19 protein-coding genes and 1 pseudogene are annotated in these 21,191 nt (G+C 52.0%); 6 read left to right on the forward strand and 14 right to left on the reverse strand.

Features of this window, described 5'->3' with window-relative positions; all coding sequences use genetic code 11:
- The first annotated feature begins 122 nt into the window (after positions 1 to 122).
- Positions 123 to 791 carry a glutathione S-transferase family protein gene (locus tag M2403_RS18500; RefSeq protein WP_152327391.1) on the forward strand — a complete coding sequence of 223 codons (669 nt, stop codon included), beginning with the start codon at positions 123 to 125 and terminating at the stop codon, positions 789 to 791.
- A 424-nt stretch (positions 792 to 1,215) separates the two neighbouring features.
- Positions 1,216 to 2,583, forward strand: coding sequence for an NCS2 family permease (locus M2403_RS18505; protein ID WP_165061302.1), 1,368 nt, complete (start codon positions 1,216 to 1,218; stop codon positions 2,581 to 2,583).
- Here M2403_RS18505 and M2403_RS18510 read toward each other — a convergent pair.
- The gene (locus M2403_RS18510; protein WP_259230467.1) at positions 2,559 to 3,119 is read right to left on the reverse strand and encodes a hypothetical protein; all 561 of its coding nucleotides are present in this window, start codon (positions 3,117 to 3,119) and stop codon (positions 2,559 to 2,561) included. The two genes, M2403_RS18505 and M2403_RS18510, sit on opposite strands and share 25 nt — an antisense overlap.
- 141 nt (positions 3,120 to 3,260) lie before the next feature.
- Here M2403_RS18510 and M2403_RS18515 point away from each other — a divergent pair, with 141 nt between their 5' ends.
- On the forward strand, positions 3,261 to 4,910 hold the full coding sequence (locus tag M2403_RS18515) for a Na+/H+ antiporter (RefSeq protein ID WP_152327388.1): 1,650 nt from the start codon (positions 3,261 to 3,263) through the stop codon (positions 4,908 to 4,910).
- Between the two features lie 65 nt (positions 4,911 to 4,975).
- Here M2403_RS18515 and M2403_RS18520 read toward each other — a convergent pair whose 3' ends face one another.
- The 3 genes and pseudogenes from M2403_RS18520 to M2403_RS18530 all read right to left on the reverse strand — a co-directional run bounded on the left by M2403_RS18520 (position 4,976) and on the right by M2403_RS18530 (position 8,888).
- Positions 4,976 to 6,391 (reverse strand): trehalose-6-phosphate synthase, encoded by a 1,416-nt coding sequence (locus M2403_RS18520; protein WP_310503645.1) that lies wholly within the window; start codon positions 6,389 to 6,391, stop codon positions 4,976 to 4,978.
- 74 nt (positions 6,392 to 6,465) lie between these two features.
- Positions 6,466 to 7,883, reverse strand: a pseudogene (locus M2403_RS18525) (glutamine synthetase family protein).
- A gap of 120 nt (positions 7,884 to 8,003) precedes the next feature.
- Positions 8,004 to 8,888: a LysR family transcriptional regulator gene (locus M2403_RS18530; RefSeq protein ID WP_152327383.1), complete on the reverse strand. Its 885-nt coding sequence runs from the start codon at positions 8,886 to 8,888 to the stop codon at positions 8,004 to 8,006.
- 142 nt (positions 8,889 to 9,030) lie between these two features.
- On the opposite strand from M2403_RS18530, the gene M2403_RS18535 reads away from it, so the two are divergent.
- Positions 9,031 to 9,453: a CidA/LrgA family protein gene (locus M2403_RS18535; protein WP_152327382.1), complete on the forward strand. Its 423-nt coding sequence runs from the start codon at positions 9,031 to 9,033 to the stop codon at positions 9,451 to 9,453.
- The gene (locus M2403_RS18540; RefSeq protein ID WP_165061308.1) at positions 9,446 to 10,135 is read left to right on the forward strand and encodes an LrgB family protein; all 690 of its coding nucleotides are present in this window, start codon (positions 9,446 to 9,448) and stop codon (positions 10,133 to 10,135) included. Before M2403_RS18535 ends, M2403_RS18540 begins: the two co-directional genes overlap by 8 nt.
- A gap of 611 nt (positions 10,136 to 10,746) precedes the next feature.
- Here M2403_RS18540 and M2403_RS18545 read toward each other — a convergent pair.
- From M2403_RS18545 to M2403_RS18580, 8 genes are all read right to left on the reverse strand, one after another.
- Positions 10,747 to 11,508 (reverse strand): amino acid ABC transporter ATP-binding protein, encoded by a 762-nt coding sequence (locus M2403_RS18545; RefSeq protein WP_152327380.1) that lies wholly within the window; start codon positions 11,506 to 11,508, stop codon positions 10,747 to 10,749.
- Positions 11,509 to 11,516: 8 nt separating this feature from the next.
- A complete protein-coding gene (locus tag M2403_RS18550) occupies positions 11,517 to 12,626 on the reverse strand; it encodes an amino acid ABC transporter permease (protein WP_193333197.1) in 1,110 nt (369 codons plus the stop codon).
- Positions 12,627 to 12,635: 9 nt separating this feature from the next.
- Positions 12,636 to 13,814: an amino acid ABC transporter permease gene (locus tag M2403_RS18555; RefSeq protein ID WP_152327379.1), complete on the reverse strand. Its 1,179-nt coding sequence runs from the start codon at positions 13,812 to 13,814 to the stop codon at positions 12,636 to 12,638.
- A gap of 102 nt (positions 13,815 to 13,916) precedes the next feature.
- Positions 13,917 to 14,942 carry an amino acid ABC transporter substrate-binding protein gene (locus M2403_RS18560; RefSeq protein WP_152327378.1) on the reverse strand — a complete coding sequence of 342 codons (1,026 nt, stop codon included), beginning with the start codon at positions 14,940 to 14,942 and terminating at the stop codon, positions 13,917 to 13,919.
- A gap of 372 nt (positions 14,943 to 15,314) precedes the next feature.
- The gene (locus M2403_RS18565) at positions 15,315 to 16,001 is read right to left on the reverse strand and encodes a CTP synthase (RefSeq protein ID WP_217154233.1); all 687 of its coding nucleotides are present in this window, start codon (positions 15,999 to 16,001) and stop codon (positions 15,315 to 15,317) included.
- A gap of 145 nt (positions 16,002 to 16,146) precedes the next feature.
- Positions 16,147 to 16,332: a hypothetical protein gene (locus M2403_RS18570; protein WP_195816284.1), complete on the reverse strand. Its 186-nt coding sequence runs from the start codon at positions 16,330 to 16,332 to the stop codon at positions 16,147 to 16,149.
- 85 nt (positions 16,333 to 16,417) lie between these two features.
- On the reverse strand, positions 16,418 to 17,338 hold the full coding sequence (gene lpxP / locus M2403_RS18575; protein WP_152327375.1) for a kdo(2)-lipid IV(A) palmitoleoyltransferase: 921 nt from the start codon (positions 17,336 to 17,338) through the stop codon (positions 16,418 to 16,420).
- Positions 17,339 to 17,760: 422 nt separating this feature from the next.
- Positions 17,761 to 18,192 (reverse strand): DoxX family protein, encoded by a 432-nt coding sequence (locus M2403_RS18580; protein ID WP_374101264.1) that lies wholly within the window; start codon positions 18,190 to 18,192, stop codon positions 17,761 to 17,763.
- 418 nt (positions 18,193 to 18,610) lie between these two features.
- Here M2403_RS18580 and M2403_RS18585 point away from each other — a divergent pair, with 418 nt between their 5' ends.
- Positions 18,611 to 19,690 (forward strand): GGDEF domain-containing protein, encoded by a 1,080-nt coding sequence (locus M2403_RS18585; protein ID WP_259230469.1) that lies wholly within the window; start codon positions 18,611 to 18,613, stop codon positions 19,688 to 19,690.
- Positions 19,691 to 19,756: 66 nt separating this feature from the next.
- Here the strand turns inward: M2403_RS18585 and fis are convergent, their stop codons facing one another.
- Positions 19,757 to 20,053, reverse strand: a complete 297-nt coding sequence (gene fis, locus M2403_RS18590; RefSeq protein WP_004097144.1) for a DNA-binding transcriptional regulator Fis — start codon at positions 20,051 to 20,053, stop codon at positions 19,757 to 19,759.
- A gap of 21 nt (positions 20,054 to 20,074) precedes the next feature.
- Complete coding sequence (gene dusB / locus M2403_RS18595) at positions 20,075 to 21,040, reverse strand: tRNA dihydrouridine synthase DusB (protein ID WP_152327373.1); 966 nt, start codon at positions 21,038 to 21,040, stop codon at positions 20,075 to 20,077.
- Positions 21,041 to 21,191 lie beyond the last annotated feature (151 nt).

Raw genomic sequence — 21,191 nt, forward strand, 5'->3', positions numbered from 1 at the left:
CCGGCTTAATCTGCGGCTAATAAACCCGATAAACATCATGGTTTTTAAATGAATATGTTCCGGCTATTCAGGCCTTGTCTATAGTTAACAAATAATTAAATGAAACAGAGCGGAAGGTATTTATGATCACAGTGCATCATTTGGATAATTCACGTTCGCAGCGAATCTTATGGATGCTTGAGGAATTGAGTGTCCCGTATGAAATTCAGCATTATCAACGGGATAAAAAGTCGATGCTGGCGCCTGCTGCGCTGAAAAAAGTGCATCCTCTGGGCAAGTCACCGGTGCTGGAAGACAACGGGCTGATCCTTGCGGAGTCCGGCGCCATCATTGAATACTTGCAGGAAGTTTATGATGAAGGCAGCACGCTTAAACCGTCGGCCTTCGCTGAACGTCAGCAATACCGCTACTGGATGCATTATGCGGAAGGTTCCCTGATGCCGTTGCTGGTGATGAAACTGATTTTCAGCCGCTTAGGCAAACCGCCGATGCCGTGGCTTATCCGTCCGCTGGCGGGCGCAATCGGACAGGGTGTGCAGAAAAATTATCTGGATAAACAAATTTATACCCATATGGATTATCTGGAGAAACATCTCGCCACCCATCCTTATTTCGCCGGGTATCAGTTCAGCGCGGCGGATATTCAGATGAGTTTCCCGATAGAAGCTATAAATGCCCGCGCCGGACTCGGACAATACCCACACTTAAATGCATGGTTATCGAATGTGACCGCGCGTCCGGCTTATCAGAAGGCGCTGGAAAACGGCGGACCTTTCACGATATTGCGTTAAGTCCGGGGTATTTTGTTGCGCTCGTGCGTGCCGTGATTGTCGTCATGAGCGCAATATCATCAGCCCGTGAAATCATCCTGTTCTTGTCCGTTTTGCTTTTGCCGTTCATCGCGGAAAAAAATTGATGCGCAACCGATACCGCACAGCAAATCGCCAGCCGGCTGAATTTACATCACAACCGCGTTTTTATTGACCGAACAACGGTAAATTGTCGTCGATCGTAGTTGAAATGTGGGGTTTAAAGGCCGGATAATCGTTTGCTTAATTTTTCAGACCCGCCATACGCGATGTGAGTTAAACGTTTGCCTTGTAGATCTGACGCTGATTTCGGCGGTTTCAGGCTACGGGTAAGGAAGCGAACGTGCAGAAACGATTTCATAATGACCACGCCGGCTAATCAGTAAAGACATTCAGAGGATTTTCCATGTCGAGTCAACACCCTCAGACGGGCAGCGCTGTTGCGCCAAAAGGCCCGTTTGATGCATTTTTCAAAATCAGTGCGCGTGGCAGCAACGTCCGTCAGGAAGTGATCGCCGGTTTAACGACGTTTCTGGCGATGGTTTATTCGGTGATTGTAGTGCCGTCCATGCTGGGTAAAGCCGGATTTTCGCCGAGCGCGGTGTTTGTCGCGACCTGTCTGGTTGCCGGTTTTGGCTCGCTGCTGATGGGCTTGTGGGCGAATCTGCCGCTGGCGATTGGCTGTGCGATTTCACTGACGGCGTTCACGGCATTCAGCCTGGTGCTCGGCCAGCACATCAGTGTGCCCGTGGCGTTAGGCGCAGTATTCCTGATGGGCGTGCTGTTCACGATTATCTCGGTCACCGGGATCCGGTCGTGGATTTTGCGCAACCTGCCGACCGGCGTTGCGCATGGCACCGGCATCGGTATCGGCCTGTTCCTGTTGTTAATCGCTGCCAACGGCGTCGGCCTGGTGGTGAAAAACCCGCTGGACGGTTTACCGGTCGCGTTGGGCGCATTTACCTCTTTCCCGGTGGTGATGACCTTGCTCGGCCTGGCGGTGATTTTCGGCCTTGAGAAACTGCGCGTTCCCGGCGGCATTCTGCTGGTGATCATCGCGATTTCCGTGATTGGTTTGATTTTCGATCCTGCGGTGAAATATCAGGGCCTGTTCGCGATGCCTTCCCTGGCGGGCGCAGACGGCAAATCGGTCATTTTCGATCTCGATATCATGGGCGCGCTGAAAGCGGCCGTGCTGCCAAGCGTTCTGGCGCTGGTCATGACGGCGGTCTTTGATGCGACCGGCACCATCCGCGCCGTTGCCGGGCAGGCAAACCTGCTCGACGAAAACGGCCAGATCATCAGCGGCGGCAAAGCTCTGACGGCGGACTCCGTAAGCAGCATCTTTGCCTCTCTTGTCGGCGCATCACCGGCAGCGGTCTACATTGAATCGGCAGCGGGTACAGCGGCAGGCGGCAAAACCGGCCTGACCGCCACCGTCGTCGGAGTTCTTTTTCTGCTGATGTTGTTCCTGTCACCGTTATCTTATCTGGTTCCGGCTTACGCGACCGCGCCAGCGCTGATGTACGTCGGCCTGCTGATGCTCAGCAACGTGACCAAACTGGATTTCAACGACTTCGTTGATGCGATGTCCGGCCTGTTGTGCGCGGTATTCATCGTGCTGACCTGTAACATCGTCACCGGCATCATGCTGGGCTTCAGCGCGCTGGTGATTGGCCGTATCTTCTCCGGAGAATGGCGCAAGCTGAACGTCGGAACGGTGGTTATCGCTGTGGCGCTCGTGGTGTTTTATGCGGGCGGATGGGCGATCTGAATGCCAGGCCGGGCATTCGGGACGGCCATTTCTGACGGTGAAAGTTTCGGTTTTTCATGTGCGGTTATCACATGGCCTTTCGCGCTGAAACCGAGCAGAGAGGAAAGTGCTTTTCCTCTCTGCACTCTCCTCGCTTTTTTACTTCGCGCTGTCGCTCGATGGCTATGTTTCAGCAACCGCTGCGACAGGCTGGAAATCTTGCCGCTGCGCGGTTCCCTCTCTCGGTCCTGAAGCCCTGGGTCTTCAGGCCGCTCCGTTCGGCAAGATTTCTGAATCGCCCGCACAATCTTAAATTCAAAACCGATCTGCTTTTCAGAGAGTGAAATGGCGTGATTAAAAATTTTGCTGAACGGAGCGGCTTCGAGACCTGTGGCTCGAAGACCGAGAGAAGGAACCGCGCAGAGGCAATATTTTGCGCCACACACTAATGTACCGAGACATGTCCATCGACCCAGCGATAGCGCGCAGTTTAAAAACGCAGGATTCCAAAGGGTTTCGTTTAAAAGCCTTTGTGCCAGTTTGGGCGGCGAGCCCAAGGTTTTGACCTTGTCATAAACGTCAGTGCGTCGTAACCGCACGCATCGATTTAAAACATGTCCTCTTTTGATCTACTATTCCCTCTGTATGTGTCAGACCCCGTCTGATTGAAATCATAAAAACAAGAGTCTAAGGAAAGCATGGAAATCTTCTTTACCATTCTGATTTTGATTCTGGTGGTGTCGCTCTCCGGTGTCGTCACCAGAATGTTGCCGTTTCAGGTTCCTCTTCCATTAATGCAGATTGCTGTCGGTGCTTTGCTGGCCTGGCCGAATTTTGGTCTGCATGTGGATTTCGATCCGGAACTATTTCTCGTCCTCTTCATCCCGCCGTTGCTGTTCGCCGATGGCTGGAAAACTCCGACCCGTGAATTCCTCCACCACGGGCGCGAAATTCTCGGGCTGGCACTGGTGCTGGTGTTGCTCACCGTCGTCGGTATCGGTTATCTGATTTATATGATGGTGCCGGATATTCCACTGGTTGCGGCGTTTGCGCTGGCGGCGGTGCTGTCTCCGACCGATGCCGTGGCATTGGGCGGAATTGTGGGCAAGGGCCGCATTCCGAAGTCGATCATGGGCGTGCTGGAAGGTGAAGCGCTGATGAATGACGCGTCCGGCCTGGTGTCCCTCAAATTTGCGATTGCCGTGGCGATGGGCACCATGATTTTCACCGTCGGCGGCGCGACCGTTGAGTTCCTCAAAGTCGCCATCGGCGGCCTGATGGCGGGTGTCGCGGTGACGTGGCTGTACAGTAAATCGCTGCGCATCATGAGCCGCTGGAGCGGCGATGACCCGGCGACACAAATCGTTTTCCTGTTGCTGCTGCCGTTCGCGTCTTATCTGATTGCTGAACACATCGGCGTGTCGGGCATTCTGGCCGCCGTGGCTGCCGGTATGACCATCAGCCAGTCGGGCATTATCCGTAACGCGCCGCTGGCTATGCGCCTGCGCGCGAACAGTGTCTGGGCGATGCTGGAATTCGTATTCAACGGCATGGTGTTCATCATGCTGGGCCTGCAATTGCCGGGCATTCTGGAGAACTCGATTGATCAGGCCACGCATGACCCGTCAATCGTCACCTGGCACCTGTTTGCGGACGTCGGGATTATCTATTTTGCGCTGCTGATCCTGCGTTTTGTCTGGCTGTGGGTGATGAAGAATTTCAGCAACCGTTTCCTGAAAAAGAAACCGCTGCTGTTTGGCAGCTACAGCACGCGTGAGTTGTGGGTGGCGTCGTTTGCCGGTGTTCGCGGGGCGATTACGCTGGCCGGTGTGCTGTCAATCCCGTTATTCCTCGCGGACGGTTCGGCCTTCCCGTCGCGTTATCAGCTGGTGTTCCTGGCGACGGGCGTCATTTTGTTCTCCCTGATTGCCGGTGTGATTGCTTTGCCGTTCCTGCTCAAAGGCGTGGTCGTGGCCGACGGAACGACCTATCGTGAAGAAGAGCGCATGGCGAAATCCATCGCGGCAGAAGTGGCGATCGAAAGCCTGCATAAGATGGAAGAACGTCTGGCGGCGGATACCGAAGAAAACATTGATGAACAGACGCTGAAGGAAATCAGTTCCCGCGTGATAGGCACACTGCGACGGCGGACGGCGAATCGCGATGATATGGAAACCGCGCTGAAGCTCGAAAACTTAGAGCGTCGCTTCCGTCTTACCGCACTGCGGGCCGAACGCGGTGAGCTTTATCATCTGCGCGCAACCCAGAAAATCAGCAATGAAACGCTGCAAAAACTGCTGCACGACCTCGATTTGCTGGAAGCGTTGCTGGTCGAAAAAGAAGTCTGAAACAACGGTTTTCCGGCGTTAATCTGCCATAAAAGGCTTCCCGCGAACGTTGCGGGAAGCCTTTTTTAATAGAGATTATGCGGGGCGTAAGTGCCGTGGTGAGACGTTCTGAACACCGTGCGCTGCGGGCGTTCTGCCTCAGCGCGTAAACACGCCAGAAACTCCGTCGCCCACCAGTGGCAATCATAGCGATTTACCTTGTTCAGCAACTGGCTGTGCCGGCGCTTTCTTTCATGCAAAGGCATGGTGAGTGCGGAATGGAGGGCTTCGCTGGTCTCGTGAGCATCGTACGGATTGATCATTAACGCTTCCGTCAGCATCTCCGCCGCGCCGGTAAATTCCGACAGCAGCAAAACCCCCGGATCCTCCTTATTCTGCGCAAGAATAAACTCTTTTGCCCCCAGGCTCATGCCCTCAGAAAGCGGCGTAAACATCGCCACCCGCGCTTTGTTATAGAGCGCAAAAATCATCGCCCTCGAGCACTGGTTATTGTGGATGTAGTTGACCGGATACCACGATAAATCGCCATATTGCCCGTTAATTTCTCCGCATAGCCGCTCCAGACGCGAACTCATGTCGCCCGTTGACGCCGGATATTCGCCGGAAGGATCTGAAATCTGGAGCAAACTGACATCGCGAAGGTATTGCGGATAGAGCGCCAGAAACTTTTTCATGGCGTTCAGGCGGCAATCTACGCCGCTTATTTCATTTACGATGTCGTTGCTGATAATGATCTGCCGGTGATAATGACGAACATTCTGTATCTCCTGCTGATTTTGAAATTCGGTATTCTTATCGATACCGCACGGCAAAACGCAGACTTTAATAATCCGGCCATTCACTTTGATCGCGTCTTTCGAAATTTGTCCGGCGCGGTAATGACGTAATGCATAGGAAATAAAGTTATTAATATCGCCGGACGACTGAAATCCAATGCAGTCATAATGCAGCAATGACTGAAATAGCCAGTCGTGTTCCGGCACAGACCGCAATACATCTCCCGGCGGAAAGGGCTGATGCAAGAAGAAACCGATCTTATTCCGGTGGCTGTCTTCCTGGAGCATTTTAGCGACAGGGAGTAAGTGATAATCATGAACCCATATCACATCATCGTGCGTTATAAAGGGAGAAACCCTGTTTTTAACATCATTATTATAGTTTTTCCAGGTGATGAAATATTCTCTTTTATAGGCCGTTAGATCAGGTCTGTTATGGAAGACGGGCCACAGCACGTTGTGTATATAACCCTGATAAAAATTATCATATTCGTTAGGGGATAAATCCCATGACACTTTTCCGACGCCTTCACTTTTTATCTGACGATAAGGTTCTTTTCTTTTACGCGCAGAGACATTCCCGTTCCATCCAAACCACAGAGCAGCATGCTGTCGGGATATTTCAGAAAGGGTATGAAATAACATGTCATCCGAACTGCCGGTATAGGGTTCACAGCGATTAGATAAAATGATCAACCGGGACATAATCACCTCAGCGAAATAAATAACAGAGCGGTAGGGGCTTCATTAATTAGTCAATTGTTTAATAAAAAAAGGGTTTAATAAGAAAATACGCTTTCCTCCGGAGTGACGATACTTTCGAACCACGTCAGTTCAGAGAGTTTGGTTTGGATCCACTGTTGGGAAAATGCCTCGCCCAGCGCCGCGGTTAAATACGGACATTGCCGGAATTCATCAAGGGCGTGCTGCTGGAATAAAGGCAAAACGGGCGAGCAGGCCGTCAGATCGGCAACCGGGTCGTCCTCTATTTTTTCCAGCCCGTAAAGCATGCCCGTCAGTAGGGTGGCCATCGCCAGATAAGGGTTGGCATCCGACCCCGCCAGACGGTATTCAATGCGGCGATGCGCTTCGCCTGAACAGGGAATGCGTAATGCCGCAGAGCGCTGATTAAAGCCCCAGGAACTGAACAGCGGCTCATTGAGGTTTTTCCTCAGCCGTCTGAATGAATTGACGTTGGGAGCCAGAATCGCCATAGACGCGGGCATCAGGTTAAGCATGCCGGCGAGACACAGACGCATCATTTCATTCAGGTTTTTGTCGCCGGAGGCAAAAACATTATTGCCCTGTTCGTCGTTCAGGCTGATATGAAAATGCAGGCCGCTGCCCGACATCAGCGAATACGGTTTAGCCATAAAATTGGCGTTGAATCCAAACCTTTGGGCGACGGTGCTGGTTAAGCGGCGAAGCGCCAGCACGTTCTCGCAAATGTCGACGACCTGCCCGGAGTGTTGCAGGTTTAATTCAAACTGACCGGCTTCTGCCTCACATACAATGCCCGATAAAGGCAGGTTTTGCCGCGTCGCCATCGTCTCAAGTTCTTCAATAAACGCAGTATGTTCTGACGGAACCGCCAAATGAAAACACCCGGAATTCTGAATGTTACGGTTCTGGGCGTCTTCGAGATAAAACTCAATTTCGGGTGCAATCACCGGGTATAAACCATGCTCATGGAATTTACTCAGCACGTTTTCCAGGATAACGCGCGGCTCAAGCGAATAGGGATTTCCCTGATCGTTTTTCATCGTCAGTAATATTTGTGCATTTTCAGCCGGATGATGGCCGCACGGTCGCAGAGTACCTGCGACAGGAAAACATATTCTGTCCGGCTCATTCACAGCCAGATCATCATTCAGCGTACTCTGCACTTTGCCTTCTTTATCCATTGAGTAAACTGACTGAGGAAAATACGCGCCTTTTCCAGTGAAAGCAGCGCGGTGATATTCATCCTTTTCCCCCTGAACGAACCGTTGATATCATTAAGATAAATATCAATATGTTTCGTGTTCGGGTTGTTTGATAAATAACGTTCTGCTTCCTGACGGAAAATACTATTATTTCCCGACGTCGTATTTTCAAGCGTCAGCTGGCTTTCATTGGCCACTGATTTTGAAATTACCGGAGAGCTGAATAAAGCAGATGAGTGTTTTAATAATGAAGGCTTGAATGTCGGATTCATATTTTTCTTTCACGCATACCTTTCGGCGATAAATTGAGATTAATTTATGCGCAGAAAAAAGGATATATCGGCAACATAAAGATTAAAGTTGCCGCCGTAAAAAAAGTATAAATACCGCGTTCAGGGCTGCGGCCAGTAATCCCGGCACAGCGCAATCCACGCCTGTGCGCTGTGGGAAAGATAACTTCCCTGATGCCAGATGAGCCCCAGTTGCCACGGCATCAGCGGTTCAAGCGGCAGCCACAGCAACGTGTTTTTATCCAGCCGCTGACAGACAGGTTCCGGTAAAATCGCCACGCCCATGCCGGTTTGTACCATGGCGGCTAAAAAATCCCACTGGCCGCTGCGGGCGGCAATTTTGGGCGTAAAACCGTGTGCGGAAAAGGCGTCCATCAGCTGGCGGTATAGTGCGAAATCTTCGTTGTAAATCAGGATGCTTTCTTCTGCCAGTTCGCTGAGAGCGATGCGCGTCCGGTTCAGCCAGTGCGGCGTGCGCGGAACCACCACGCACAGCGGATGGCTGAAAAGTAGCAATGAAGCGATCGAAGGCACCGCGTCGGCGGGCAGTGCGGTCAGCGCCAGATCCAGCTCACCGGAGATGACCGCCTGCTGAACGGTCAGCCCGCCAAATTCGGAAATGATCAGCTCGATACCCGGATATTGCTGGCGGAAACTGCCGATCAGCGGCGCGATTTGAGTACCCACCATCGGCGGGATCCCCAGCCGCAAATGGCCGAGCTTAAGCGTATTAATGTCTTCCAGTTCGGCTTCGAGCTGGCGGAATTCTTCCAGGATATTCAGCCCGCGCTGGTAGAGCGCCTGTCCGCTGTCGGTGAGCCGCAAGCGCCGTCCTTCGCGGATGATCAGCGTGCATTCCAGCTCTTCTTCCAGATGGCGCAGCATCTTGCTGATGGTCGGCTGCGTGACGAATAATTTTTCCGCCGCGCGTGTGAAGCTCTGCTGGCGTACCACTTCGACAAAATAGCGTAATGTGCGAACGTCCATTCACTGACTTCCCCGCTGAGATCGGTAAGTAACGAAGTATTCCAGATTGGAATTATTTTTATGATTTTAATTCATTTCTTTACCGGTTTCCTGCGAGCGTATACTGAATCTTGTCCCTTTTTTGTCCTCTGAGGTCGTTCCCATGTTGCTGGCGTTGCGCACGAAAGCGCCGTCCCTGCTGACCCGCTGTCAGATCCCCGTTCAGGTGGTGCTGTATGCGGTGTTATTTGTTATCGCCGATCGTCTTGTCACTTTCCTGCATCTGCCTTTACCGGCCAATATCGTCGGTATGCTGATGCTTTTGCTGCTGATTATGTTCCGCGTTCTGCCGGTAAAATGGGTGAAAGCCGGTTCCCGCTGGTTACTGGCCGAAATGCTGCTGTTTTTCGTTCCGGCGGTGGTGGCCGTAGTGAATTACGCCCAGTTGCTGATGATCGAAGGCTGGAAAATCTTTCTGGTGATTGGTGTCAGTACGATTCTGACACTCGGCGCGACGGCGCTAGTTGTCGATAAAATGTACCGGCTGGAGCAGCGTCTGGCGGCGAGGAAGGCATCGCGTGACTGATCTTCTTATTAGCATTTTATGTTTCGTGATCACGCTCGGGCTGTATTACGCCAACAAAAAACTCTACCGCCAGCGCCGCACGTTGTTGCTGATGCCGCTGGTGTTTACGCCCATCGTGCTGGTGATGTTACTGGTTGTGACGCACACGTCGTATCAGGATTACATCGGCGAAACGCACTGGTTGCTGTGGCTGCTTGGCCCGTCGACTATCGCGTTTGCTGTGCCGGTCTATGAAAATATGGCAGTCATCCGCCGTCACTGGTTATCGCTAAGTGCGGGCGTGCTGACGGCCATTGTGGTGGCCGTCAGCAGTTCGGTCTGGCTGGCGAAAATACTGACGTTGCCGGAAGAAGTGCAGCGCAGCCTGGCGGTGCGGTCCATCACCACGCCGTTTGCGCTGGCGGCGGCGAAGCAAATGGGCGGGCAGCCGGATCTGGTGGCGCTGTTTGTGGTGATCACCGGCGTATTCGGTATGGCGGTCGGCGACATGTTATTCCTGCGGCTTTCGGTGAAAAGCGGTCTGGCGAAAGGCGCCGGGTTGGGTGCGGCGTCGCACGGCGCGGGGACGGCGCGCGCTTATGAATTAGGAGCCGAAGAAGGCGTGGTGGCGAGTCTGGTGATGATGCTGGCGGGGGTTGTGACGGTGGTGACGGCTCCGGTGATCGGGGTAGTGATGTGGTGATGATCTTTTGAAAAAGATCTGAAACTTTAAATTCAAATTCAAATTCAAATTCAAATTCAAGGTCGTGGGCGTCGGCCCACACCGACCAGAGACCCGGTAACGCGCGGGCCTCTGGACTCCGCGCTTTTTTAACTGCGCGCTTCGCTCGCTGGCCATGTTTCAGGTACCGCAGCGACAGCCGCAAAATCCCGCCGCTGCGCGGTGCCCTCCGTTCGGGTTACAACCCGCGCAAAAAGACGCGCGGTTTTCCACCTCTCCTCCGGCGATATTTTGGAACCGGCCTCAACGTTAACTTCACAACCTCACTGATTTTGAATCTAAGAACGTGCGGGCGTTTCAGAAAGCTTGCTGAATGAGAGGTTGCAGACCTGAGGCTGCCATCCCCAAATGAAGGAACCGCGCAGCGGCAAGATTTCCAGCCTGTCACTGTGGTGGCTGAAACATAGCCAGCGAGCAATAGCGCGTGTTGAAAAAGCGAGGGGAAATCCAAAAGGGGAAAAGCACTTTCCCCTTTTGGGCGGTTTCGGCGGCAGCCGCTAAGCGAACAGCGCTATCGAGAAACCGAAACCTTCACCATTCCGTTCAGATGCCAGTCAAGCTGCGGCCTCAGCTTAATGAATAACCTGCGATAAGAACTCCCTCGTCCTCGCTGACTTAGGATTGGCAAAGAATTCCAGCGGCGGCGCTTCTTCCACAATCTCTCCGCGATCCATAAAAATCACACGGTCGGCCACTGTTCTGGCAAAGCCCATTTCATGCGTAACGCACAACATGGTCATGCCTTCTTCGGCCAGCGTGATCATGGTGTCGAGCACCTCTTTCACCATTTCCGGATCGAGCGCAGACGTTGGCTCATCAAACAGCATGATTTTCGGTTTCATGCACAGCGAACGGGCGATCGCCACGCGCTGCTGTTGTCCGCCGGAAAGCTGGCCGGGGAATTTATTGGCATGTTCGGCAATACGTACACGTTTGAGATAATGCATCGCCAGTTCTTCGGCTTCTTTCTTCGGCATCTTGCGCACCCAGCAAGGGGCCAGTGTGCAGTTTTGCAGAACGGTCAGATGCGGGAACAGGTTGAAGTGCTGGAAGACCATGCCGACTTCGGTACGCACGCGTTCGATATTGCGCAAATCGTCATTCAGTTCGGTGCCGTCGACCACAATGCGCCCCTGCTGATGCTCTTCCAGATGGTTGATGCAACGAATGGTCGTTGATTTACCGGAGCCGGAAGGACCGCACAGGACAATACGTTCACGCGGTTTGACGCTCAGATTAATGTCTTTTAATACGTGGAACTGTCCGTACCACTTATTCACGTTTTCCAGCGTGATCATCATATTTTGTTTTTCAGTGACGTGATGGTCGCTCATGGTTTACCTCAGTGTGCGGAACGTCCGGTGTGAAAGCGTCTTTCCAGATGCTGGCTATAACGCGACATGCTAAAACAGAAAATCCAATAGACGGCGGCGGCGAAGACGTAGCCTTCGGTCGACATGCCGAGCCATTCAGGATCGACGGTGGCTTGCTGAACGCTGCTGAACAGGTCGAACAGGCCGATGATGATCACCAGACTGGTGTCTTTAAACAGCGCGATGATGGTGTTGACCAGACCCGGTATCACCATTTTCAGCGCCTGCGGCAGAATGACTAAACCCTGCGTTTTCCAGTAACCCAGTGCCAGTGATTCGGCGGCTTCGGTCTGGCCTTTCGGCAGCGCCTGCAAACCGCCGCGCACCACTTCCGCGACATATGCCGACTGGAACAGCACCACACCCACCAGTGCGCGCACCAGTTTGTCGATATTGGTTCCTTCGGTCATAAACAGCGGCAGCATCACCGAGGACATGAAGAGCACGGTAATCAGCGGCACGCCGCGCCAGAATTCGATGAAAATCACCGACAGAATGCGCACGATCGGCAGACGGGAACGGCGGGCCAGCGCCAGCATAATTCCCAGCGGTAAAGCTCCGGCGATGCCCACGGCAGCGATGATCAGTGTCAGTGTCAGGCCGCCCCACTGGCGGGTTTCGACGCGGCTCAGGCCAAAGAATCCGCCATAAAGCATGAACCAGGTGAAAATCGGGAACAACACCATCCAGCAGGCGATATAACGTCCCCGGCGTGGTGTGGCTTTAAAGAAGATTGGCGCAAGGGTCAGCAGACCGACAATCAGCGTGACGTTGATGCGCCAGCGTTGATCAAACGGATACAGCCCGTACATGAATTGCCCGAAACGTGCGTGGATAAATACCCAGCAGGCTCCGGCTTTGGTGCAGTCCGTTCTTGCGGTCCCGACCCAGTTGGCCTGGAAAATCACCCAGTTCAGCAGCGGAGGGATCACCAGCCACATCAGCCATAAACAAAACAGCGTCAGCAGGCTGTTAAACCAGCTGGAGAACAGGTTTTTACGCGCCCAGAGCACGGCGGTTCCCAGTGGCGTACCGGGCTTCACGGCTCTGACTCCGGGAGGAAGAGTTGTCATCGTCATGGGTTTCCCTTAACGCTCGACCAGCGCAATACGCCGGTTGTAAATATTCATCAGGAACGAAATCACCAGACTGATGATCAGGTAAACCGACATCGTGATGGCAATGGTTTCAATCGCCTGACCGGTCTGATTGAGCACCGTACCGGCGAATAACGACACCATATCCGGATAGCCAATTGCGGCCGCCAGAGAGGAGTTTTTCACGATATTCAGATACTGGCTGGTCAGCGGCGGGATGATCACCCGCATCGCCTGCGGCAAAATCACCTGGCGCAGCGTGACCGGATTCGGCAGGCCGAGCGAACGGGCGGCTTCATGCTGACCGTGCGAAACAGACTGAATGCCGGAGCGGATTACTTCGGCGATAAACGTTGAGGTATAGACCGATAACGCCAGCGTTAACGCCGCCAGTTCCGGAATAAGCACCATGCCGCCACGGAAGTTAAAACCGCGCAGTGCAGGAATATCCCAGTGCAGGGCTGGCCCGAAAATCAGGTGCGCCAGCGCCGGAAAGACAACCAGCATGACAATCGCCCACGGCCAGATATGCCAGACGCGTCCGGTGTGGATCTGGCGGAAATGGTTGTAACGTTGCAGCGCGACGATGCCGAAAATGGCCAGCAGCAGGGCGATAAAGCCCGCCAGGCTGCCGGGTGCCAGTTCCGGTGACGGCAAATACAGGCCGCGGTTGCTGACGAACGCCAGATCAAATGCGTTCAGGCTCTGACGCGGGCCAGGCAGATTACGCAGTACGGCGAAATACCAGAAGAAGATTTGCAGCAGCGGGGGAATATTACGGAAAGTCTCGATGTAGACCGTCGACACTTTACGGATCAGCCAGTTATCGGAAAGACGTCCTAACCCGATAATGAACCCGAGAATCGAAGCAAAAACGATACACAGTGCGGAAACCAGCAGGGTATTCAGCAGACCGATAACAAAAACGCGGGCGTAAGTGTCGCCTTCCTGGTAGTCGATAAGATGCTGAACAATGCCGAAACCGGCACCTTTTTCAAGAAAGGCAAATCCCGAGGTGATCCCTCGTGTAGTCAGATTGGTAATGGTGTTGTGGAGCAGGTAACCCAGACAGGCTACCAGCAACACCACCGCGAAAATTTGGTAAATCCAGGCACGTACCGCTGGGTTGGTCAGCGAGAACGAGACTTTTCCGGTTGGGCGTTGCGACATTTTAACCTCGACCTGCAGGTAAAACAGGGGAAGTGATGCACCGGGGAACGACCGGTGCATCAGCTTCCTTAAACACTTTTCAACTTCTTGTAGAAAGGATATTTAGCGGACAGGTGGTGCGTACTGGATGCCGCCTTTATTCCACAATGCGTTCTGACCACGCTTGATTTTCAGCTCGCTGCCCTGACCGACGTTACGCTCGAAGCTTTCGCCGTAGTTGCCGACCTGTTTAACGATTTTCACTACCCAGTCATTAGGCACTTTCAGGTCAGCGCCATAAGTGCCGGTTTTGCCCAGCAGGTTGCTCATGTCAGGCGTGGTTGGATTGGCAGCCAGCTGATCGACGTTGGCAGAGGTGACGCCCATTTCTTCGGCGTTGAGCATCGCGAACAGAGACCAGCGCACGATAGCCAGCCAGTCTTCGTCGCCACGACGAACAACCGGCCCCAGAGGTTCTTTAGAAATGACTTCTGGCAGAACGATGAAGTCATCCGGTTTGCCCAGTTTGATACGCAGTGCGTACAGCTGGGACTGGTCGGAAGCCAGGGTATCGCAACGGCCGGAGTCCAGCGCTTTGGCGCTTTCATCTGAACGGTCGAAGGTGACCGGAGTGTAGGTCATTTTGTTGGCTTTGAAGTAATCGGCTACGTTCAGTTCAGTATCCGTACCGGCTTGCAGGCAGACGGTTGCGCCATCCAACTCTTTCGCGCTTTTCAGACCGGCTTTCTGGTGTGTCAGGAAGCCGATACCGTCGTAATAGTTTACGCCGGCGAAAATCATGCCCATGCCCGCGTCGCGGGAAGAGGTCCAGGTGGTATTACGGGACAGGATGTCCACTTCGCCAGACTGCAGGGCGGTGAAACGCTCTTTTGCGGTCAGCGGGGTGTATTTCACTTTCTCAGAATCACCAAACACGGCAGCAGCCACCGCGCGACAGACGTCAACGTCGATACCGGTGAATTTGCCTTTGGAGTCAGCGTAGGAGAAACCTGGCAGGCCATCGCTGATACCGCATTGAACAAATCCTTTCTTTTTAACAGCATCCAGAGTGGTACCTGCGTGGGCCTGACCAGCCAGTGTCACGAAGCTTGCTGCGGCAATCAGCGTTGAGAGCAATATTTTTTTCATAAAGCGTCCTGTGAGACAAAACTGAGAATTATTATTGTGTGAGTGCCGGAGCACCCTGTCTGTTTATGGGGCAATGCCCTCTGCACCTGTCTTTGCAAAGGGAGTGCCAACATGGAAAACGCCCGATCAATCAAGTCACGCACTGGAATTGCACAGTAACATTGACGGGCGTTATAAAATTTATTGCCCTGTTTGAGTGCGCGGTCAATGTGACTGCTTTAAAAGGGGGCGGATTATTTCAATATTGGAGTGCAGATCGCGGTCTTTGAAGGTAAGGGAAATGCGGTGACATATTTGGTAAAAAAATGAGGCAAAACGGTGAGTAAATCCCTCAGACCGGATGGCCTGAGAGACATTTAGAAAAGGAATGACTCAGAGCAGGGACTTTATCAGTGCAGCTACCAGTGGCGGAAGCTGACCTTTTAGTGCGGCGCGCTCCGGCTGAAACAAGGTCGCGACAAAAAATGGATGACCGGGTAATTCGATAGCGCGAACTTCGCCGGTAGCATCGTGACCGACCATTTTCAGTGGCTGTGCGTCCAGCGCGGCCTGAAACTCAGTATTGATGCCATAGCGGCAATGGTAGCCTTCTTCCACTTCCAGCTTGCCGTAAGCGCGCGCCGGAATACTGCCCGGCACAAAGGTAATTTCGCTTTTGACTTCCACCATTTCACATGACAGCGCGCTGATGACCAGACGGCCTTCGGTGTCGGTTTCGCCGTGTCCGGCATCCTGCCAGTCCATCACATTTCGCGCGTATTCAATGATGGCGTGCTGGAATCCTCCACAGGTTCCCAGAAACGGTTTGCGATTTTCCCGGGCAAAACGGATGGCACTCAGCGCACCTTCGGTTGAGCGGTACGGGCTGCCGGGCACACACCAGAAGGCATCGTAATTCTTGAGAATTTCAGGGGTGATTGTGTCGGTTGCGATCCAGTCGGCGTGGATTTCAATGCTGAAATTTTGTGCTGCGAGGTCGATGGCAAGGGGAATGGCTTGGTGGGCAGTGATCGCGGAGTGGTAGTCTCCGACCAGCGCCAGACGTACAGAGTTTTTCATCACTTCTCTCCAGGGCAGGTAAAAAGAGAGGTTACAGAAATGTCATTACATTGTCGTTTGAAAAATTCTCATCAGGCATTTTGCCGGTACGAAAGGCATTAAAAAACCCACGCGAGGTGGGTTCGCCGGGCGCGGTTTTACATCTTCATTCGGCCTGCGTTTTACTGCCTTTAATCAGTTTACGCGCGGCGGCAATCTGCTCATTGTCCGGTGCTTTCGGTTTGGCTTTATTGAGCGCTGTGCTGAGGCCTGAACGGCCCCACAGATCGAAGCTGTCGTCATCTTTGAGGTGATCAAAGATGGAAGGTGTCGCATCGGGTTTTTTAGCCATAAGAAGAGGTATCTCGCGTTGAAGGTTTCTCAAAGAAAAAGCCCGATGCGGGGGCACCGGGCCTGATATCTTATTGCGTTTGCGGCTATCGATAAAGCGAAGGTGTTCCCGCCGGTCGCGTTTTGAAGCGGCGGTGCAGCCAGAGATACTGATCGGGCGCACGCATGATTTCTTTTTCAATGACGCGGTTCATGTAAGCCGCGGCGGCCATTTCGTCGTCAATCGGGTAATCTTCTAACTGTGGCTGAATCACCAGTTCGTAACCTTTACCGCCGGCTTTACGCACCAGAACCACGGTCACCAGCGCAGGTTTTGCCAGACGTGCCAGCATGAAAGTCCCGCTGGTCGTTGCGGCCTGATCAACGGCAAACAACGGTGCGAAGACGCTGCCGCGCGGGCCATAATCCTGATCCGGTGCAAACCAGACGGCTTCGCCCTTTTTCAGCGCGTGAACCATACCGCGTAAATCTTTGCGATCGAGCATGGCTTTGTTGGAGCGCATACGCCCCCATGTCTGCACGAATTCCATCGCTTTATTGTTGTGCGGGCGGTACATCGCCATCATCGGCTGACATAACCCCATCGCACGGCCACCCAGTTCCAGTGACATAAAATGTACGCCGATAACCAGCACGCCTTGATTGTTTTCCTGCGCTTTTTTCAGGTTATGCAGGCCGCTGACGTCAAACCAGCGTTTAACGCGGGCGTCAGACCAGAACCAGGCCATGCCGGTTTCCAGCAAGCCCATGCCGAGAGATTCAAAGTTACTAATGATCCGGGCTTCAACCTGATCGGCAGGCAAATCCGGGAAACACAGTTGCAGGTTGCGGCGGGTGATCGACACGCGGCGTTTGAGAAAGCGCATAGACGTGCGGCCAAGCCAGATGCCCAGACGGTAAAGTACCGGATAGGGAAGCTGAACCAGCAGGAACAGGACACCGAGCCCAAACCAGGTGAGCCAGTAGCGCGGATGTAAGAACGATGCACGAAAGCGAGGAGAAGTCATAAAAGCCTAATCATCTGCATAAAAAAACTGGGGGTAACGCGTAACGAGATAGCTCAGCCGCGGTACGGATTGTCTGGTAAATATTGGGACAACTGACGATCAAAAATGTTTTGAGAAAGACACAAGTTGACGCAATTTTTACTGTCTACAGACACTGTTAAAAGGCGGGATCGCGAAGCTGAAGGGCTATCCGTAGGCGTTGAGCGGGGCGAATACGACTCTTGATGTGAGTATAACATGGCGGACTCTCTAACCAGAGAGGGGAGTTGTCCTATAAACCCCCTCTTTACCGTTTTTTTACGTCCATTATTGGATGTTTCAATGAAAACCCAGTGGAAAGAAGGGGCTGGGTTTTTGGAAAGGTGAATCACATTTACAGAAACTCAGCGTGCCTCGTTAGCGAAACACGCTGAGAGAGAAAATCAGCGGTATAACGGGTTACTCATCACGGAATAACGGCCACTGCCGAACAGCGCAATAACGACGGCTGCCATGAAGTAATACACGATATCTTCAATCGCCCAGGCGCCGACCGGTGACAGCGCAAAAGTATGGTGGATGCCGACCATCAGCCACGCAACAACCATGGTGGCTGCGGCTGACAGCGCGGCAAGACGGGTGAAAATCCCTAACATCATCATGATCGGGGCAATCACTTCACCGATGATCACGCCATACGCCACGAACGCCGGAATGCCGTAGCCCGCCAGCATGCCCTGAATGCCCCCGAGCCCGTCATGTAGCTTATGCCAGCCATGAAAAATCAGCAGGCCGTAGGTGATCCTCAGCAGTAAAATGGCCAGATCAGGTTTGTTCAGCGCTGTGGTAAAACGGATATAAAGTTGCTTCATCATTGTCACTCCCAGAGACGTTTTCTTGTCTCTATAAAGTAATTCCTAATCGCGAAACGAGTGGAGAATTATTCTCATTTGGGTTGATCTGGGTTAAGTTTTGTTCAGTTAATTCGCAGGCATAAAACGGCATCAGAACGAGCGGGGATTTTGCGGGGCTGGCGCACTGGGGAGGGACTAAGACTTCCGGTTATTAAGAAGCATTTTTAGACTTTCGACTTATTTATTTTTGGAATGCATATCAGAAATACGGCAGGACTATTAAATAAAACGATCGACAGGATTTAAACTATTTATTGTCATTGCAATTAATATCGATGTCTAATGCCGGGTCCCATAATTATTGTTTTTTTTGATTATTATTTTATATGAATTGGTGTTTAAAACGGAATGAAATAAATAACATGTAAAGGATTATTCAATGAATAATGATGTTTTGCCTATGATAACGAGCTCAATTCATATCATCAGCGTGGTCTATTTTGCTCTTTCAATTCCTTCTCTGTATCTGATGGCGCATAAGAAAGTTGACTCTCGAGCGTGTCAGATAGCTATTGGAATTTTCAGCGGGTTGATTGCGAACTACATCTACAAGAACACGCTCCTTAGCAGCGATGCCCTGCTGGGCCTGACGCTATGCCCTATTGTTCTCGTGTCGCTGATTTTTGGTCCGTATGCATTGTTCTTCGGCGGGTTAGTCCATCTGTTAAGGGTTGTGAATAATTCACCGCACTATACGTTATTTTTACTCTCATTTATTGCGCTGTCATTCATTTCAGAAATATGGAGGGGCAGGAAATATACAAAGTTTTTGTTGGTTATTGCGGTCTCGGACGTATTTTCAATTCTTCTGAATTGGCAGTTTTTGCACGAAAGAGAGATACTTAATTCTTCAATAATTCGGGCGCTTTTCAGTATTTTTTTCTTATCTTTGTTATATGTTTTTTTCGCGAAAATTATTCAAATATTTCTGAATATAAAGGTACTGGAGAAACGTGCGCAAACCGATCAACTGACCGGCCTGCCAAACCGTTTCGGCATTATCGATCATATTAATCATATGAAAATTGGCAGGGAGCGGTTTTATCTTTCCTTAATAGATGTCGATTTCTTTAAAACCGTTAACGATACCTACGGACACCTCACGGGCGATAAGATTTTGGTGGAGATCGCAACGCTGATTGGCGATAACATTCGCGGAAGCGATTACCTCGGACGTTTCGGCGGCGAAGAATTCATGCTGATCATAGATGCCCCGGACATAAAAACCGCGGAAAGCACGCTGGAAAGGCTGCTCAGTACCGTGCGCAGTAACGAATTCATCAACTTTGAGGGCGATAGAACTTTCCGCCTAACTATCTCCGCGGGTGTGGCATTGTGCGAAAAAACCTGTATGCCGGACACGGTGATAAACAGTGCTGATGCGGCGTTATATAAAGCCAAAGAGGGCGGTCGTAACCGGGTTGAGTTCGGCGTTTCCTGCGGTCCGGTGAATCTTTGAGGTAACAAAAAGGCGCTAATCCAGTTAAGGAAAAGCGCCTTTTTTCAATAGGTTGACTGATTAGTATCAGTTCATGCCGTATTTTTTCAATTTCTTACGCAGCGTACCGCGGTTGATACCCATCATCAGGGCCGCACGAGTCTGGTTGCCACGGGTGTACTGCATCACCATGTCCAACAGTGGCTGTTCAACTTCAGCCAATACCAACTCATACAGGTCATTCACGTCCTGACCATTCAATTGAGCGAAATAGCCCTTAAGTGCTTGTTTTACCGAGTCACGCAGAGGTTTTTGAGTCACCTGGTCTTGTGAGTTTACGGTAGAAACGGTCAGTACGTCAGAATTCACGCGTTGTTCGAACATAGTTCTGTCAGCTCTTTTTTGTTACGCAAGATTTTCGAAATATGCTTCCAACGCCTCCAGCTGTTCGCTGGCATCCTCTATGGCGTTGAAGGAGCGCCGAAACTGGTCATTCGGGGCATGCTCCTGGAGATACCAGGAAACGTGCTTACGGGCGATACGGAATCCCTTGCCTTGACCATAAAAGTCGTGCAATTCCCGTACGTGCCCTATTAACAAGCGCTGAACCTCACCCATAGGCGGTGGAGGTAACAGCTCCCCTGTGTCCAGATAATGCTGGATTTCCCGGAAGATCCAGGGTCTCCCCTGAGCGGCACGTCCTATCATCAGAGCATCAGCTCCGGTGTAGTCGAGCACCGCCCTGGCTTTATGCGGGTCAGTTATGTCGCCATTCGCGATAATCGGAATGGAAACACTCTGCTTAACTGTCCGAATACTGTCGTACTCTGCCTCTCCATTGAAGAGACAGGCACGGGTTCGGCCATGAATAGTCAGGGCCTGAATTCCACAGTCTTCAGCCAATTGGGCAATTTGTACACAGTTACGGTGTTCCGGTGCCCAACCAGTACGAATTTTCAACGTGACTGGCACATCTACCGAATTCACGACGGTAGTGAGGATTTGTTTAACCAAATCCGGATACTGCAATAATGCAGAACCTGCCAGTTTGCGGTTCACTTTCTTGGCCGGGCAGCCCATATTGATATCAATGATTTGCGCACCGCTTTCCACGTTAATTCGTGCAGCCGCCGCCATATCTTCGGGGTCACAGCCGGCAATTTGCACGGCACGGATCCCGGGTTCATCGTTATGTACCATGCGCAAACGTGACTTATCCGTCCGCCATACCTCCGGATTGGAGGAGAGCATTTCAGATACTGCCATTCCAGCCCCCATCGCATGACATAAGGCACGAAATGGTCGGTCAGTGATACCGGCCATTGGGGCCGCAATCAGGCAATTTGTGAGCTGGATGTGTCCGATGCGCATGAACTAGGAATGACCATACTGATGTCCGCAAGGGCGCGTATATTACGCATTTTCGTTGCGATATGAAAGGCCAAACTTTGAGCAATTGGATAAGAAAATACCTTGCCAATGGTGAAATTCAGCGCAACTAGATTTTTTATCTTGGTTTTAC

Origin of the sequence: Rahnella sp. BIGb0603 (assembly GCF_024808755.1) — a bacterium.
Taxonomy (GTDB): domain Bacteria; phylum Pseudomonadota; class Gammaproteobacteria; order Enterobacterales; family Enterobacteriaceae; genus Rahnella; species Rahnella contaminans.